The organism is Micromonospora sp. NPDC093277 (genome assembly GCF_044765245.1).
Lineage (GTDB): Bacteria > Actinomycetota > Actinomycetes > Mycobacteriales > Micromonosporaceae > Micromonospora.
Genome location: NZ_JBIWJO010000004.1, coordinates 181447 through 196889, shown reverse-complemented (window position 1 = coordinate 196889; position 15443 = coordinate 181447). Strand labels below are relative to the sequence as shown.

Sequence of the window (15443 nt, the reverse complement as noted above, 5' to 3'; positions counted from 1 at the left end):
CCCCGACCGGGTTCGGTGAGGTCGGTGCGGTCGGCCAGGCCCCGCTGCCGTTCGCCCGCCATGGCGACCTCCTGAACCTCGGCCGGGGCGGACTCTATCACCGGAGCGGGCCGCGCTCCTTGTCTCAGGACAAAGAAATGATCGCGGCGTCGCTGTCGGTTCCCGTTCTGCGTATCACCCGCTTCGTGGGATACCGTTCCACCGAACACGGGAGGTCGGCGAATGTCCCTGACGGTGCAGACGGAACAGCGCGACGAGGTCGTCGTCGTGTCGGTCGCGGGCGAGCTGGACATGGCCACGGCACCGCAGCTCCAGGACCAGATCACGGACCTGCTGGACAAGGGGCGCAACCGCCTCGTCTTCGACCTGGCGGAGCTGTCGTTCTGTGACTCGACCGGGCTGTCGGTGTTCGTCCGGGCCAAGAACAGCTGCGACGAGACCGGCGGCGTGGTCCGGCTGGCCGCCCCGCAACGCGGTGTGCTCCGCATCCTGGAGGTCAGCGGCCTCGTCGAGGTGCTGCACACCTACCCGACGGTCGAGCAGGCGGTCGCGGGCAACCCGACACCGGCCTCCTCCTGACCGTCGCCGGCCAGGAGCTCGTCCTCGATGTAGCGGGGGCGGGCGATCACCAGACCCGCCGCCGTCTGCATGCCGAGGGCCGCCAGCAGGAAGCCGATCGGCGCGGTCCAGCCCCCGGTCACCTCGTAGAGGATGCCGACCAGCAGCGGGCCGAGCGCCGCGATGAGGTACCCGGTGCTCTGCGCGAAGGCCGACAGCGCCACCGTGCCCTCGGCGGTCCTGGCCCGGAGCCCGATGGTGGTCAGGATCAGCGGGAACGCGCCCTGGCCGAGGGCCAGCAGCAGCACCCAGAGCAGCGCGTAGCCGTGTGGCGCGACGGCCAGACCGAGGTACGCGACGGTGGAGAAACCGGTCAGCGAGAGCACCAGCGGGCGCAGCGTCCCCAGCCGGCCGGCCAGAGCCGGCATCAGCAGCGCCACTGGCACGCCGAGCGCGGTCACCCCGGCGAGCAGCAGCCCGGCGGCCTCGGGCGCGTACCCGGCGTCCCGGAAGAGCTGGGCCAGCCAGCCCATGATCGCGTACCCGCTGAGCGACTGCGCCCCGAAGTAGACGGCCATGGCCCAGCCGAGCCGGGTCCGCGCCGGCCGTACCCGGGCCGGGGCCGCGGCGACCGCCGCCGAGTTCGCCGCCCGCCGCGCCGCCTGGGCGCGCAGCGCCAGCGGCACCCAGGGGAGTACGGCCACGGCGGCCAGCCCGGCCCAGACGCCGAGGCCGACCCGCCACGAGCCGAAGGCGTGCGCCACCGGCACCGCCGAGGCCGCGGCCACCGTCGTGCCCATGGTCAGCGACATCGTGTACGCCCCGGTGACCAGCCCGGTGCGGTGCGGGAAGTGCTGCTTGACCAGCATCGGCAGCAGGATGTTCGCGATCGCGATGCCGGACAGGGCGAGCGCGCTGGTGAGCACGAAGACCGCCGCCGAGTCGGTGACCACCCGGAGCACCTGCCCGACGGCGAGCGCCACCATGGCCAGCACCAACACCCGGGCGGCCGGCCAGCGGCGGACCAGCCACGGGGTGAGCGCGCCGAGCCCGGCGAAGGCGATGGTGGGCAGGGTGGTGACGAGGCCGGCCATGGTGCCCGAGAGGCCCAGGCCGGTGCGGATCTCGTCGAGCAGGGCGCCCAGACTGGTCACCGCCGCGCGCAGGTTGAGCGCGACCAGCAGCATGCCGACCAGCACCAGCACGCCGCCGGTGGCCGGGGTGACCGGGCGCGCGGGCTCGGCCGCGGCGGGGGTCGGTCCGGGCGCCACGGTCAGGGTCGTCCCGTCAGCGGGCGCGTCGGTGCAGCTGGTTGGCGGGGTCATGACCTCCAACCTACAATCATGGGATGAATTTCGGGAGGAGTTGTAACCCGTGACACGTGCCCTCGACTCCGTCGCCGTGCCCCCGCGCGGCCACCGGGTACGCCAGACGATCGAGCAGCTCCGGGCCCGGATCCTCGGCGGTGAGTGGCCGGTGGGCGGACGCATCCCCACCGAGCCGCAGCTCGTCGCCGCGCTCGGCGTCGGACGCAACACCGTCCGGGAGGCGGTCCGCGCACTGGTGCACGCCGGGGTGCTGGAATGCCGCCAGGGCTCCGGGACGTACGTGGTGTCGACCGATGAACTGGCCCCGGTGGTGGCCCGCCAGCTCACCGACGACCGGATGGCCGAGGTGGTCGAGGTCCGCCGCGCCTTCGAGGTGGAGGCGGCCCGGCTCGCCGCGCTGCGGCGTACCCCGGAAGACCTGGCGGCGCTCGACGCCGTGCTCGCCGCCCGCGAGACCGCCTGGCGATCCGGCCGGGTGGACGAGTTCGTCGAGGCGGACGCCGCGCTGCACAGCGCGGTCGTGGCCGCCGCCCACAACGGCATGCTGGCGGAGCTGTACGCGTCGGTCGGCGCCGCGCTGCGCAGCACTGTCGCCCAGGCGATGGGTGACGCGCTGGAGCCGGAGCGGTACGTCGACCACGGCCGGCTGGTCGACGCGATCCGGGAAGGTGATCCGGCGCAGGCTGCCATCGAGGCCGGCGCTTTCCTGGAGCCCCCCTCCGGGGCATAGGTTGTCCCGGACGAGATACCGGACAGCACGGGAGAGCGGATGCTCAAGGGCTTCAAAGACTTCATCATGCGCGGCAACGTCATCGACCTGGCGGTCGGTGTCGTCATCGGTGCCGCGTTCACCGGCCTGGTCTCGGCCTTCACCAACTCGTTCCTGAAGCCGATCATCAAGCTGGTCGGCGGCGGCGAGGACCAGTTCGCAGGGGCCTGGGAGATCAGCAAGGGCAACTTCGTGGACTGGGCCGCCTTCGTCAACGCGGCGGTCACCTTCCTGATCACCGCCGCGGTGCTCTACTTCCTCGTGGTGTTCCCGATGAACAAGCTCGCCGAGCGGCGCAAGCGCGGCGAGGAGCCGCCGCCGGCGGCCCCCAGCGAGGAGGTCAGGCTGCTCACCGAGATCCGGGACGCGCTGCTCGCCGGCAACCAGGCCACGCCGGCCCAGCGGGGCGCGCTGGACGACGTGCTGGGCCACCGGCAGGAGCCGCCTGCCCCGCGCTGACGCACCGCCCGCACCCGGCCCCTGTGGGAATCCCACGGGGGCCGACGTGTGTCGAACACATGTTCGATAGAGTCCGGGGCATGGAGCAGCGCAGGCACTGGTGGAACGGGAAATGGGGGCGGCTGGCCCGGCGGGACGTCTTCCTGCGGGTGGACGGCGACCGCTGGCACATCGAGCAGCGCGCCGGCGGCGCCGAGGGGGTCTCCCGGTTCTACGAGTACGGCAGCGTTGACGAGGCGGAGAACACGGTCCGGGCACTGATGGAAGGGCCGGACACCTGGCGCGAGCTCTCACCCCGCCCGCCGAGCGGCTGGGCCCCGCCCGTTTAGCGCCGGGCCGGCCCGGGAACCGCTGCCTGCATGAGCCAGGAGACCATTTCCCGGGTCACCACGGGTATGCGAGTGGTCGACTCGACCGGCGCCCAGGTCGGCACCGTGGATCTCGTTCAGCGCGGCGACCCGAACGCGGTGACCGTGCAGGCGCCCGCCCCGGTGGACCCGGGCAGCAGCCTGGACGAGCTGATCGAGTCGGCGGCGGTCGAGGAACCGGACGTCCCCGCCGACCTGGCCGCCCGGCTGCTGCGTACCGGCTACCTGAAGGTCTGCACCGAGCTGGTCCGGACCGGCGCGGTCTACGTGCTGGCCGACCGGATCGCCGCCGTCACCGACCAGGGCGTACGCCTCGACGTCCCGGCCGCGGAATTGCCCGAGGAGGAATGACCGGCCCGGGACCTCCTCGAGTGATCCACTCCATGTGCCGCAAACGGCGGTCTCCGCGGCCTCCGAGACCACCACATTCCGCACACGGAGTCGATCAAAGGCGCGTCGCGGGGACCGGCTCCCCCGCCGGCCGCTCCGCCACCGGCGACGTCGGCCGCTCCGCCATCGGCGACGTCGGCCGGTCCGCCATCGGCGACGTCGGCCGGTCGGCCGAGGACGGCGGTGTCGCACGGCCGGTCCGGCGGCGGAAGAGCAGGAGCATCAGCCAGCCGGCGACCAGGCCCCAGAACGCGCCGCCCACCCCGAGCAGGCTCACCCCGGAGGCGGTGACCACGAAGGTGACCACCGCCGCCTCCCGGGCGTCCGGCTCGGCGACGGCCGCGGAGACCGCGCCGGCCAGCGCGCCGAGCAGCGCCAGTCCGGCCACCGCCTCGACCAGGACCGGCGGCGAGAGCAGCACCAGGGCGGTCGCCACGCCGGCGCCCAGGCCGAGCAGTGCCATGCCGATGCCGGCGGTGACCGAGGCGATCCAGCGCCGCTCCGGGTCGGGGTGGGCGTCCGGGCCGGCGGCCAGGGCGGCGGTGATCGCGGCCAGGTTCACCGCGTGCCCGCCGGCCGGGGCGCCGAGCGCGGTGGCGAGCCCGGTCGCCCGGAGCGCGGAGCCCAGCGGGGCCCGGTAGCCGTAGCCGGCGAGGACGGCCGTCCCGGGCACGTTCTGCGCGGCCATGGTGACCAGGAACAGCGGCAGCGCGAGGCCGAACACCGCGGGCAGCGTCCAGGTCGGTGCGGTCAGCGCGACGGTCGGGGCGAGGTGCGCCCGGACCGGCCCGGAGGTGGTCAGCGCGATCGCCACCGCCGCCACGGCCAGCGCGCCCGGCACCGCCCAGCGGCGGGCGAACCGGTGCAGCACCAGCCAGGCGAGCACCACCGGCCCGGCCAGTCGGGGCACCTCGACCAGGGCCCGGACCGGCGCGGTGCACAGTGGCAGCAGCACTCCGGCGAGCATGGCGCTGGCGATCGGGCCGGGGATCGCGGCGACCGCCCGGCCGAGCGCCGGGACCAGTCCGGCGGCGGCGATCAGCAGGCCGGTGAGCAGGAACGCGCCGACGGCCGCCGGCCAGCCGCCGGGCACGGGGCCGGTGGCGACCAGCAGCGCCGCGCCCGGGGTGGACCAGGCGATCGCCAGTGGCAGCCGGTGGCGCAGCCCCAGCCAGACCGCGCAGCAGCCGGTGGCGACGCAGAGCGCCAGCAGGCCGGAGGCCGCCTGCGCCTGGTCGGCGCCGACCGCACGCAGCCCGGCGAGCACCACCGTGAACGAGCTGGCGAAGCCGACGAGGGCGGTCACGACCCCGGCCAGCACGGGTTGGAGTCGACCGGTCATGCCTTCCTCCCGCGGGTTGCGGTCCGCGCCGCCGTTGCGGCGGCCGCACCGTTCCGTTTACGGAACGGTGCGATGTAGCACCATAGCCGGATGGCAGCAGCCCCACCAGACCGGGACCCGACAGCCGACACGGGGGCCGGGGCGGTCGGACGCCAGGTCCGCGCCCTCCGCGAGGAGCGCGGGATGTCCCTCTCCACGCTGGCCCGGCTGGCGGGCGTCGGGAAGGCCACCCTCTCCGGACTGGAGAACGGCACCCGCAACCCGACCCTGGAAACCCTGTACGCGGTCACCGCGCAGCTCGGCGTACCGCTCACCGCCGTACTCTCCGCGGCGGCGGCGGAACCCACGGTCAGCGGCGCGGCGGTCAGCGCCACCCTGCTGGAGGTCTTCACCGAGGCCGACGCGACCTACGAGCTGTACCGGATGCGGGTCACCCCCGGGCCCGGCCAGCTCTCCCCCGCGCACCAGTCCGGGGTGACCGAGCACGTCACCGTCTTCGCGGGCGTGCTGCGGGCCGGGCCGGTGGATGCCCCGCTGACCGCCGCGGCCGGTGGCCACCTGCGCTGGACCTCCGACGTACCGCACAGCTATGCCGCGGTCGGCGACGAGGAGGTGCACGCCAGCCTGCTGCTGCGTTACCCGCGCCGCTGAGCCCGGCACCGGCCACTGCGGAGAGCCGGTGACTCGATTGTTGATGAAAGACGGCAGCAGTTCTTTCAGCGGACGGGCACCTCGGTAGAGACGGGGAGCGGGTCTTCTTGGCAAGCTTGTCCCATGACGCTGATCCTCCGCTCGGCCATCCGCAACGACGTCGGCCTCGTCCGGACCAACAACGAGGACTCCGCACTCGCCGGTGACCGCCTGGTGGCGGTGGCCGACGGGATGGGCGGGCTGCCCGCCGGCGAGGTGGCGAGCGAGATCGTCATCCGGATCCTGGACGAGCTGACCCCGCCGACCACCCCCGACGAGGCCGCCGACGCGCTGCGTGCCGTGGTGAGCGCCGCCAACCAGCGCATCCGGGACGCCATCGCGGTGGACCCGGCCCGCGAGGGCATGGGTACGACGTTGACCGCCGGCCTGCTCGCCGGCGACGCCCTGGTCCTCGCCCAGGTCGGCGACTCCCGCTGCTATCTGCTGCGCGACGGCGAGCTGTCCCAGCTCACCCGGGACGACACCTTCGTGCAGGCGCTGGTCGACCAGGGCGCGCTCTCCGCCGACCAGGCCCGGCACCACCCGCAGCGTTCCCTGGTCACCCGCGCCGTGCAGGGTTCCGACACACCGCCGGCCATCGGGGTGCTGACCCTCGTCCCCGGCGACCGGCTGCTGCTGTGCAGCGACGGCCTGTCCGACTATGTGGAGGATGCGGCCATCGCCACGACGCTCGCCACGTACACCGACCGGCAGCAGTGCGGCGAGCAGTTGGTCAAGCTCGCCCACCAGGCCGGCGCGCCGGACAACGTCACCGTCGTGGTGTCCGACGTCGCCGCGGGCTGAACCGGCCGCCCGTCGCAGCACGGGCGGCGTCTACCTAGCTAGATAGTTGTGCCATCTAGATAGTGGCGCTACCCTTCCGTTCCGTGGAGATCGAGCGGCGGGGTCAGTGGTTGCGCGGGGTGCTCGACCTCTGCGTCCTCGGCCTGTTGCGCGACCGCGAGTCGTACGGCTACGAGCTGGCCCAGTCGCTCGACGCGGCGGGCATCGGCCCCATCCAGGGCGGCACCCTCTACCCGGTGCTGCTGCGACTGCAACGCGCCGGCCTGGTCACCGCGCTGTGGCGCGAGGGGGCGAGCGGCCCGGCCCGCAAGTACTACCGGATCACCGACCACGGACGGGCCGCCCTGAGCCGGGGCGGGCACGACTGGACGGCGTTCGTGACGCCGGTGACCGCCATCGTGACGGGAGGAGTCGACGGGTGAACGCCGACCAGTGGCTACACACGTTCGGGGCCGAGCTGCGGCGGCGCCGGGTGGCGAGCGAGGACATCCGGCACGTGGTCGCCGAGGCCGCCACCCACCTGCGGGACAGCGGCGGCGACCCGTGGGCCGTGTTCGGCCCGCCGGACCGGTACGCCGCCGTGATCGCCGACAGCATCGGCACCCGCCCGGGCCCCCGCCCCGGTCCGGTCCGGCTGCACGCCGAGGGCATCACCAAACGCTACGGCCGGCGGACCGTGTTGCGCGACGCCGGGTTGACCGTCCGAGCCGGGCAGATCGCGGCGGTGGTCGGCGCCAACGGCTGCGGCAAGAGCACCTTCCTGCGGATCTGCGCCGGCCTGGAATCCCCCGACGGCGGGCAGGTTACCGTGTCCGGCCGGCTGGGCTACTGCCCGCAGCAGGGCGGCACCGCCGACTTCCTCCTGCCGGACGAGCACTTCGTGCTGATCGGCGCCGGCCAGGGCCTGGGCCGGGCCGGCGCCCGCCGAGCCGGGCAGGTCGCGGCCCGCCAACTCGGCTGGGAGTCCGACGAGCCGGTGCTCACCCGGCGGCTCTCCGGCGGCACCCGGCAGAAGCTCAACCTCACCCTGTCCACCCTGACCGAGCCGGACGTGCTGCTGCTCGACGAGCCGTACCAGGGCTTCGACCGGGGCTCCTACGTCAACTTCTGGGACCAGCTCCTGCGGTTGCGGGACGAGGGCCGGGCCATCGTCGTGGTGACCCACCTGCTCAACCAGCTCGACCGGGTCGACCTGGTCCTCGACCTCACCCCCGCCAGATCGGGAGGCCGTCCGTGAACCCACTGCTGACCGTCGCCGAGATGACCCTGCGGGAGCTGATCCGCCGCCGGGGCGTACTCCTGTTGCTGCTCCTCATGCCGCTCGCCTTCTACCTCATCCGCCGCGACGCCTACATCGGGCAGTCGGTACGCGCGCTGCTGCTCGGGATCAGCTGGGCGGTGAGCACCGCGGCGCTCTTCGCCACCGGCGCGGCCCGTGAGCTGGAGCCCCGGCTGCGGCTCGCCGGATACCGGCCGCACGACATCTACCTCGGGCGGATGCTCGGCCTCTGGGCGATCGGCGTCGCCATCGCCGTGCCCTTCTTCGCGCTCATCGCCGTCGACGCGTCCGGCCTCCGGTACGGCGGGGTGGCGGCCGCGATGCTCTGCGCCGTCGCGGTGGCCGCGCCCTTCGGCATGCTGATCGGCGCGGTGCTGCCGCGCGAACTGGAGGGGACCCTGCTGCTGCTCACCGTGGTGGCGGTGCAGATGCTGATCGACCCGGCCGGCACCGGCGCCCGGCTCACCCCGTTCTGGTCGGCCCGGGAGATCGCCACCTGGGCGGTCGACCACACCGACGACGGCTACCTGGCCCGGGGGCTGGTACACGCGGTGGTGGTGACCGCCGTACTGGTCCTCGCGGTGGCGGGCGTGTCCACCGCCCGGCTGCGCCGCCGTCGGCACGTACGGCACCTGCCGGTGACCTGACCGGACCGGCCAATCCGGTTGCGCCGGTCGCCCCGGCAGGTTGGGATGAGCAGATGATCATCCGCCGGTTGGCCGCCGAGGAGCGCCTGACCCACAGCTTCCCGCTCCAGGCGTACGCGTTCGAGGCGTCGCCGATGGCCGCGTCCCGAATCGACGAGTTCCGCGAGTACCTGCCGTACCAGACGGGCAACCGGACGCTGGTCGTCGAGGAGGACGGTGGCGCGACGGCCGCCGCCACGGCGATCCCGATGCGGCAGAACCTGCGTGGTCGCGTCCTGCCGATGGCCGGCGTGGCCGGGGTGGCGACCCACCCGCTGGCCCGCCGGCGTGGCCACGTCCGGGCGCTGCTGCATCAGCTCCTCGACGAGATGCGGGCGGAGGGGCACGCGCTGACCGCGCTGTACCCGTTCCGCGCCTCCTTCTACGAGCGCTTCGGCTATGTCGGGCTGCCGCACCGGCGTAGCGCCGTCTTCTCTCCGGCCGACCTGGCCCCGCTGCTCCGGGCCGAACTGCCCGGCGAGCTGGTCTGGGAACGGACCGGCGCTGGCTACGAGAGGTGGCGCGCGTACACCGAGCACTGCCTGCACCAGCGACACGGGTTCGCGATCTTCCCCGACTTCCGGGCCGTCGGCCTGCGCGACCGGGACGACCGCTGGCTGCTCACCGCGGTACGCGACGGCGCGACGGTCGGCGCGGTCACCTACCGCATCGACGACCACGGCGGCGAGCTGATCGCCGACGACCTGCTCGCCGACGACCCGTACGCCCGCGCGTCGCTGCTCCAGTTCTTCGCCCGCCACGTCGACCAGGTGGACCGGATCCGCGTCCACCTGCCCGTCGACGAGTTGCCCGAGCTGTGGCTGACCGACCTGGCGGTGCACGTCGAGGCGCGGGTGTCCCGGCCCGGGTCGTCCGCCCCGATGGCCCGGCTGCTCGACCTGGACGCGCTCGCCGGTCTGCCGGCCGGAGCCGGCCGGGTCAATGTCGAGCTGGTCGGTGACCGGTGGCTCGCCGGCACCCACCTGCTCGACGGCACCACCGGCCGGCTGGAGGTGTTGCCCGGAGATTCCGCCGGTGCGGGCACCGTCCCGACCGCGACGCTCACCGCCGCCGGGCTCTCCGGCCTGGCGTACGGGGTGCTGGACCCCGCCGAGGTCGCCATCCGGGGGCTCGGCGAGATCCCGGCGGAAGCCGCCACCGAGCTCCGCCGCCTCTTCCCCCGCCAGCTCCCATATCTCTTCGCCGACTTCTAACCCCCCCACCCCCGCCCCCCGAAACCCCAAGATCCACGCAGATTCACGGAAACTGTGGCCTCCGAGCGCCGGAAGGCCACTCTTTCGGCGAAAGTGCGGCCTGTATGGACGGGCGGGGGCGGTGGCTTAGGGGTGGGTTAAGGATGTGGCGGAAGGTCGTGCGGGAGCTGGTGGGCTCCTAGCATCGGGCGGTGCGTATCAAGTCGCTCGTCGTCCTGTTCGTCCTCGGGATGGGGGCCGCCGCGCTGCCCGCGTGCGGCTCGACCGATCCGGCCGGTTCCCGCGCGGCACCGGTCGGCGCGACCGGATCCGCGGCCGCTCCGGCGGTCACCCCGACGGCCGGCCCGGCCGCGCGGGCCGCACTCGGCGCCGCGCAGCCGAGCGCCACCCCGTCGGCGTCCCCGTTCCGGGCCGGCAACCCGGGTGGTGGTGCCGCCGTGCCGGCCGAGGCGCGGGCGGTGGACACCGCACGCCCGACCCGTACGGTCGGCTCCGGGACCGCCGCGAGCTGCACCTCCGAGGCGGTGGTGAAGGCCGTCGCGGCCGGCGGGATCATCACCTTCGACTGCGGCCCGGCGCCGGTGACCATCCGGATGAAGGCCACCGCGAAGGTGGTCAACTCGCACGGGCCGCGGATCGTGCTGGACGGCGGCGGCAAGGTGACCCTGAGCGGCGGTGGCCAGCGCCGGATCCTCTACATGAACACCTGCGACCAGGCCCAGGGCTGGACCACCTCGCACTGCCAGAACCAGGACCACCCGCAGCTCACCGTGCAGAACCTGACCTTCGCCGCCGGCAACTCGACGGGCGACCGCACCGAGGGCGGCGGAGGCGGCGCGATCTTCGTACGGGGCGGCCGGTTCAAGGTGGTCAACACCCGGTTCGTCGACAACCGTTGCGACAGGACCGGGCCGGACCTGGGCGGCGCCGCCCTCCGGGTGCTCAGCCAGTACGAGAACAAGCCGGTGTACGTGGTGAGCAGCACCTTCACCGGCGGGGTCTGCGCCAACGGCGCGGCGACCAGCAGCATCGGCGTCTCCTGGACCGTGCTGAACAGCGTCTTCCGCGACAACCGGGCGGTCGGCGCGGGCGCCAACCCGGCCCGGGGCGGCACCTCCGGTGGCGGCAGCGGCGGCGCGATCTACTGCGACGGCAACGAGTTCACCGTCCGGATCGCCGGCACGATCATCGAGGGCAACCGCGCCAACGAGGGCGGTGGCGCGATCTTCTTCGTCAGCAACAACCGGACCGGGACCCTGCGGATCGAGCACTCGACCCTGCGCCGCAACCCCAGCCAGGGCTTCGAGACCCGGGGCTTTCCCGGCATCTTCTTCCTCGGCGCCCGCCCACCCACGGTGACCGCCTCCACCCTGACCTGAGCCGATGAACCCCTGCGCCACGAAGCGATTAGTTCACTACGGAGAGTAATCCGATGGTGCATGCAAGTGGGGTTGACGGCACCGGCAAGTCGCCTCGCCCAGAGTGCCGCAATCATGACTTTGCGACGTACAACCAGGTGGACTTCTTGATCATTGATCTCTGCGAAGATTGTGGACGGTGAGACATCTACATTCGCTCCTCCCCACGGATAGTAATTGGTGAACCGAGGGTGACGAGGGGGAATGATGAACGAAGCGCTGCCGGATCCGCTCTCCGGATACGAGGTGATGGCTGCCGCACTAGCCGTCGCTGGCACGACGGCAGGGTTGGTACGGGCCTACGTCGCGCACCGGACACGGTTACACGAGGAGCGCGAGGCGTCGACACGCACCGCAGCCCGGGTGACCGGGCTGATAAGGCTCGCAGAGGCCGACCACGACGTGGTGCGGATCGTGGAGCGTGATCGTGACGGGCATCGTGAGGTGGAGCTGGGTGGCCGCAGCACACCGAGGTACGACGACTCCAGGGAGGCCGCGTGATCGGGGTGGAGGGCACCGCCGCCCTGATACCGGAGCCGGCCGACAGCGAGACGGCGCGAAAGGCGGAGGCCGCGCGCCTCAAAGCCGAGCATGACCAGGAATTCGAGGTTTTCGCCGAGAACAATTACCACACAGTGGAGCGAATCCTCAGGGCGGGGTGCTGGGACCGTGAGGTGGTCCAGGACGCTCTCAACGAGGCGTACCTACACGCGCGAGTCCAGTGGCCCAAGCTCCGTACCTACGCCGAGCCGATCGGCTGGGTGATCATCACGGCCCGGAACAAGATCCGCAAGGAGCGTCAACGACGTCAGCGGGAAGCGGCGGTAGCGCCCGAAGACCTGCCACCAGCGCCGCACCCGGACATCGCCGACGTGTGGGAGGCACAGGAGACGCTACGGACATGGTTGCACCAACTCCCGTCGAGGCATGCCGAGGTGTTTCAGATGTCCCGCGAGGGGTTCTCCAACCAGGAGATTGCCCGGGTCCTCGGATTGGCCGAGAACAGCGTCCGCTCCTACAAACTCGCCGCGAGAAGGCGGCTGCGCGAACTGGCCGAGGAAGCCGGCTACACGGACTCGGAAAGCCGTCGGCGCCGGGGAGGCAGTCGTGGATCTCGATGACATTCTGGCGCTGGCCGAAACAAGCCAGCCCAGCCCTCTGGAACTCGCCCGCGCACGCCGCGTCGCCCGGGCGACTCAGGGCCAGTACGACCTCTCACTCGCCGAAGGGTACGAGATCATTGTCGACACCGATCTCGCCGACCCGTTGACCGCGGATATCGACGAGGCGACCAGAGTCGCGCGCGCCGCACAGCTGGCGAAGCTGGGCACGATCACCTGGACGACCGGTTGCGGTAAGACCGAAGGTTTCGGACGCCTCTTCTGGTCGGACGAAATGGCAATGATCTTCGGCCACGCGCCGGGAACGCTGCGCCTCACCCCCGAGACGCTTGTCAAACTCGTTCATCCCGCAGATGTGGAGATGGTTCGCAGTGCTGTCGAAACGGCATGGGAACGGCGCCATCCCGGCGAGGTCACCTTCAGGGTGATCCAGCCGGCCGGCTGCGTCCGCCACGTGCACTGCCACATCGAGATACTCACCACCGCGGGCGAGCCGTCGGGGATCATCGCCACCGGAAATGATGTCACCGCACTTGAGCTTGTCCGGCAAGAGCGCCGCCGGCTCGCCACCCGCAGCGAGATGCTCTGTGCCGACCTGGCCATGCAGGACATCGTGACCGGACTGCCGACCCGCGGCTACCTCATCGACGAGGTCGATCGAGCACGCCGTACCACCGGCGGAGCACTTGTCGTCGTGGCGACCGAACCCGCCACTCGGCTACCCGATGCGCTCACCGACGAGGATCACGACCAGTTGACGGCGGCGGTCGCCCGGCTCCTGCGCACGATCGTCGGGGATGAGGTGACCTGTGGGCTGGTCGGCTCCGGCCTGTGGGGCGTGCTCCATGCCCCGGCCGACGAGCACGCGGAAGCCGCCGAAACCCTGGCGGCCCGGATCATCGACACGTTCCGACGCCATCTGTTCAGTGTCCGGCGGAAAACTCTGCGCCTCAACACGTGGGCGGGCTTGGTACATTTCGGCAGCGGCGTTTCCGCCACCGGGTTCGACCTGCTCATCGATGGCGAGCACGCGGCCCGCGACGCGCGCCGCAACGGCAGCCCGATCACCATTCTCGATCAGCCCGTTGCCGACAAGGATCGGACAGACCGCTGCCGTTCCCGGGTACGGCGTGCGGTGTCGGCCAACAGGTTCGCGCTCTATGCCCAGCCCATCGTCGACCTCCGCCTCAACGAGGTCACTCGCCACGAGATCCTCCTGCGAATTCGCAGCGATACCGGCGAGTCCGTCGCACCTTCGGCTTTCCTCGACATGGCCGAGCGTGTCGGCGAGATCCTCACGGTGGACAAGTGGGTCATCGACCATGCCCTGGAACTGATCGGCCGGGGAGCCCAGACCTCCCACTACCAGGTCAATATCTCTGGCAAGTCGCTCGCCGACCCCGGCCTGCTCAACTACGTGACCGAGGCGATCAACCGGCACGGAGTGAAGCCGGAATGCCTGACCTTCGAGATCACTGAGACGACTCTCATCGAGAACCGTAACGAAGCCCTGGCCTTCGCCACGGGGATCAGGCAGATCGGCTGTCACCTCGCGCTCGACGACTTCGGTACGGGATACGCCGCCCTTGCTCATCTGAAATACCTTCCGGTGGACCTGGTCAAGATCGATGGAGTGTTCGTCGTCGATCTCTGCCGGTCGGCTACGGACCAAGCCGTCGTGTCGAAGCTGGTGGAGCTGTGTCACACACTCGGTATCAGTGTCGCTGCTGAATATGTCCAGGACGACGCGACCATCGAACTTCTGAAGAGCTGTGGGGTCGACTTCGCCCAGGGCTACGCGACCGGAAGACCTGAACCGATAGCGGTAAGCCCAGGGCAGCAGGTGCAGACGATCGAACTCGAACTGGGGTTTCCGCCGCAGCACACCGCCATGGGCTAGCAGAGGGCCATGGGATGAACCAGTCAGTCCGGTCTGCGGCCATGACACGGGGCGGCCCGGCTGCACCCGTACGACCCGCGCCAGTCGTTCACGGCTTCACCGCTCCGTCACTGTCCGCAGCTCCTCGTCCTGGTCGGGGAGGCTCATACGCCGCGAATCCCCGCGCGGCGGACTCGGTCTGCCCGGACTCCAGGAGCGGCTCGGCATGCTGGGCGGCACGCTCACCGCTGGGCCGCGCCGGCCCCGCGGGTGGCGGCTGGTCGGGTGCCTTTCCCGTGGCCTGCTGCCTTCCCCGCGCGTGCCAGACCCAGGCTGTTCGCGCGTACCCGATCGTGGCCGCGACCTGGTCGGCGGTGGCGGCCACGCCACACCGGATCTGCGACAAGTGGCAGGCTTGCCAGCATGCGTAAGAAGTCCGCCGCGACGGGCTTCAGTTCGTCGGTGCCGGGCTGACCGGTGCGCAGGCGGTCAGCGCCTCCTTCGTCTTCGCGTCGGACGGGTCGAGATTGTCCAGATTGACGCCGCGCCCGTTGAGGCAGGTGCGGTAGGCCGTGTCACGCCCGTCGCCCTGGCCGGCGCCCGGCCCGGCCGAGCCGCCGGGCCCGCCCCACCCGCCGGGCCGTCCGGTCGGCATCAGCGACGAGCACGCCTCCTGCGCCTTCTGCCAGGTGGCCTCGTCGACATCCGCCGGCCGGCCCATCCCCGGGAACCCGCGTCCCCCGCCACCGGAGGGTCGAGCCGTCGGGAAACCGGAGGGCCGGTCCGTCGGGAAGCCGGACGGCCAGGCGGTCGGGAAGCCGGACGGCCGATCGGTCGGGAAGCCGGACGGCCGCTCCCTGGGAGAGCGGTCCGGGCCGGCCGAAGGCAGGGTGATGCCGTTGTCGCGCAGGCAGTTCTGGTACGCGGCGAAGGCGTTGTTCCCTTCGCCGCCGGTCGCGGCGGTGGTGGGGGTACTGTCTCCGCCGCAGGCGGTCAGCAGCGCCGACGCGGCGGCGGTCAGGACGGCCGCCAGCAGGCGGCCCCTTCCAGTCTTCGACACGGAGACTCCTCAGCCGTTTCCGGGACCCGCTCAGGTAACCGGTCCCAGCTCCGGGTCGCCTCGGACCGGACTGGGAGT

The 15443-nt window shown here is 72.0% G+C and carries 18 protein-coding genes; 15 read left to right on the top strand and 3 right to left on the bottom strand.

Going from position 1 to position 15443, the window contains the following annotated elements:
• Window positions 1-222: 222 nt before the first annotated feature.
• A complete protein-coding gene (locus ACIRG9_RS11225) occupies window positions 223-579 on the top strand; it encodes an STAS domain-containing protein (protein WP_402853592.1) in 357 nt (118 codons plus the stop codon).
• Here ACIRG9_RS11225 and ACIRG9_RS11220 read toward each other — a convergent pair.
• Complete coding sequence (locus ACIRG9_RS11220) at window positions 525-1883, bottom strand: MFS transporter (RefSeq protein WP_402853589.1); 1359 nt, start codon at window positions 1881-1883, stop codon at window positions 525-527. The genes ACIRG9_RS11225 and ACIRG9_RS11220 overlap by 55 nt on opposite strands.
• A 49-nt stretch (window positions 1884-1932) precedes the next feature.
• Between ACIRG9_RS11220 and ACIRG9_RS11215 the strand changes: the two genes are divergently transcribed.
• From ACIRG9_RS11215 to ACIRG9_RS11200, 4 genes are all read left to right on the top strand, one after another.
• The gene (locus ACIRG9_RS11215; RefSeq protein WP_402853586.1) at window positions 1933-2616 is read left to right on the top strand and encodes a FadR/GntR family transcriptional regulator; all 684 of its coding nucleotides are present in this window, start codon (window positions 1933-1935) and stop codon (window positions 2614-2616) included.
• Window positions 2617-2655: 39 nt separating this feature from the next.
• Window positions 2656-3114 (top strand): large conductance mechanosensitive channel protein MscL, encoded by a 459-nt coding sequence (gene mscL / locus ACIRG9_RS11210; RefSeq protein WP_402853583.1) that lies wholly within the window; start codon window positions 2656-2658, stop codon window positions 3112-3114.
• Between the two features lie 80 nt (window positions 3115-3194).
• Window positions 3195-3443 carry a hypothetical protein gene (locus ACIRG9_RS11205; RefSeq protein WP_402853581.1) on the top strand — a complete coding sequence of 83 codons (249 nt, stop codon included), beginning with the start codon at window positions 3195-3197 and terminating at the stop codon, window positions 3441-3443.
• 30 nt (window positions 3444-3473) lie between these two features.
• Window positions 3474-3833 carry a hypothetical protein gene (locus ACIRG9_RS11200; RefSeq protein ID WP_402853578.1) on the top strand — a complete coding sequence of 120 codons (360 nt, stop codon included), beginning with the start codon at window positions 3474-3476 and terminating at the stop codon, window positions 3831-3833.
• Between the two features lie 94 nt (window positions 3834-3927).
• On the opposite strand, the gene ACIRG9_RS11195 is transcribed toward ACIRG9_RS11200, so the two are convergent.
• A complete protein-coding gene (locus tag ACIRG9_RS11195; RefSeq protein WP_402853575.1) occupies window positions 3928-5214 on the bottom strand; it encodes a benzoate/H(+) symporter BenE family transporter in 1287 nt (428 codons plus the stop codon).
• A gap of 90 nt (window positions 5215-5304) precedes the next feature.
• Between ACIRG9_RS11195 and ACIRG9_RS11190 the strand changes: the two genes are divergently transcribed.
• The 10 genes from ACIRG9_RS11190 to ACIRG9_RS11145 all read left to right on the top strand — a co-directional run bounded on the left by ACIRG9_RS11190 (window position 5305) and on the right by ACIRG9_RS11145 (window position 14326).
• Window positions 5305-5865, top strand: a complete 561-nt coding sequence (locus ACIRG9_RS11190) for a helix-turn-helix domain-containing protein (protein ID WP_402853572.1) — start codon at window positions 5305-5307, stop codon at window positions 5863-5865.
• Between the two features lie 123 nt (window positions 5866-5988).
• The gene (locus ACIRG9_RS11185) at window positions 5989-6708 is read left to right on the top strand and encodes a PP2C family protein-serine/threonine phosphatase (RefSeq protein ID WP_402853570.1); all 720 of its coding nucleotides are present in this window, start codon (window positions 5989-5991) and stop codon (window positions 6706-6708) included.
• Between the two features lie 83 nt (window positions 6709-6791).
• Entirely contained in the window at window positions 6792-7130 is a 339-nt protein-coding gene (locus ACIRG9_RS11180) for a PadR family transcriptional regulator (RefSeq protein WP_402853567.1), read from the top strand.
• The gene (locus ACIRG9_RS11175; RefSeq protein WP_402853564.1) at window positions 7127-7945 is read left to right on the top strand and encodes an ATP-binding cassette domain-containing protein; all 819 of its coding nucleotides are present in this window, start codon (window positions 7127-7129) and stop codon (window positions 7943-7945) included. Before ACIRG9_RS11180 ends, ACIRG9_RS11175 begins: the two co-directional genes overlap by 4 nt.
• Window positions 7942-8634, top strand: coding sequence for a hypothetical protein (locus ACIRG9_RS11170; RefSeq protein WP_402853561.1), 693 nt, complete (start codon window positions 7942-7944; stop codon window positions 8632-8634). The genes ACIRG9_RS11175 and ACIRG9_RS11170 overlap by 4 nt, the downstream gene beginning before the upstream one ends.
• Window positions 8635-8687: 53 nt before the next feature.
• Complete coding sequence (eis, locus tag ACIRG9_RS11165; RefSeq protein WP_402853558.1) at window positions 8688-9887, top strand: enhanced intracellular survival protein Eis; 1200 nt, start codon at window positions 8688-8690, stop codon at window positions 9885-9887.
• Between the two features lie 197 nt (window positions 9888-10084).
• Entirely contained in the window at window positions 10085-11266 is a 1182-nt protein-coding gene (locus ACIRG9_RS11160) for a hypothetical protein (RefSeq protein ID WP_402854257.1), read from the top strand.
• A gap of 246 nt (window positions 11267-11512) precedes the next feature.
• Window positions 11513-11806 (top strand): hypothetical protein, encoded by a 294-nt coding sequence (locus ACIRG9_RS11155; RefSeq protein ID WP_402853555.1) that lies wholly within the window; start codon window positions 11513-11515, stop codon window positions 11804-11806.
• Window positions 11803-12426 carry an RNA polymerase sigma factor gene (locus tag ACIRG9_RS11150; RefSeq protein ID WP_402853552.1) on the top strand — a complete coding sequence of 208 codons (624 nt, stop codon included), beginning with the start codon at window positions 11803-11805 and terminating at the stop codon, window positions 12424-12426. Before ACIRG9_RS11155 ends, ACIRG9_RS11150 begins: the two co-directional genes overlap by 4 nt.
• Window positions 12413-14326, top strand: coding sequence for an EAL domain-containing protein (locus tag ACIRG9_RS11145; protein WP_402853549.1), 1914 nt, complete (start codon window positions 12413-12415; stop codon window positions 14324-14326). The genes ACIRG9_RS11150 and ACIRG9_RS11145 overlap by 14 nt, the downstream gene beginning before the upstream one ends.
• A 430-nt stretch (window positions 14327-14756) precedes the next feature.
• Here ACIRG9_RS11145 and ACIRG9_RS11140 read toward each other — a convergent pair whose 3' ends face one another.
• Window positions 14757-15365, bottom strand: coding sequence for a hypothetical protein (locus ACIRG9_RS11140; protein ID WP_402853546.1), 609 nt, complete (start codon window positions 15363-15365; stop codon window positions 14757-14759).
• Window positions 15366-15443 lie beyond the last annotated feature (78 nt).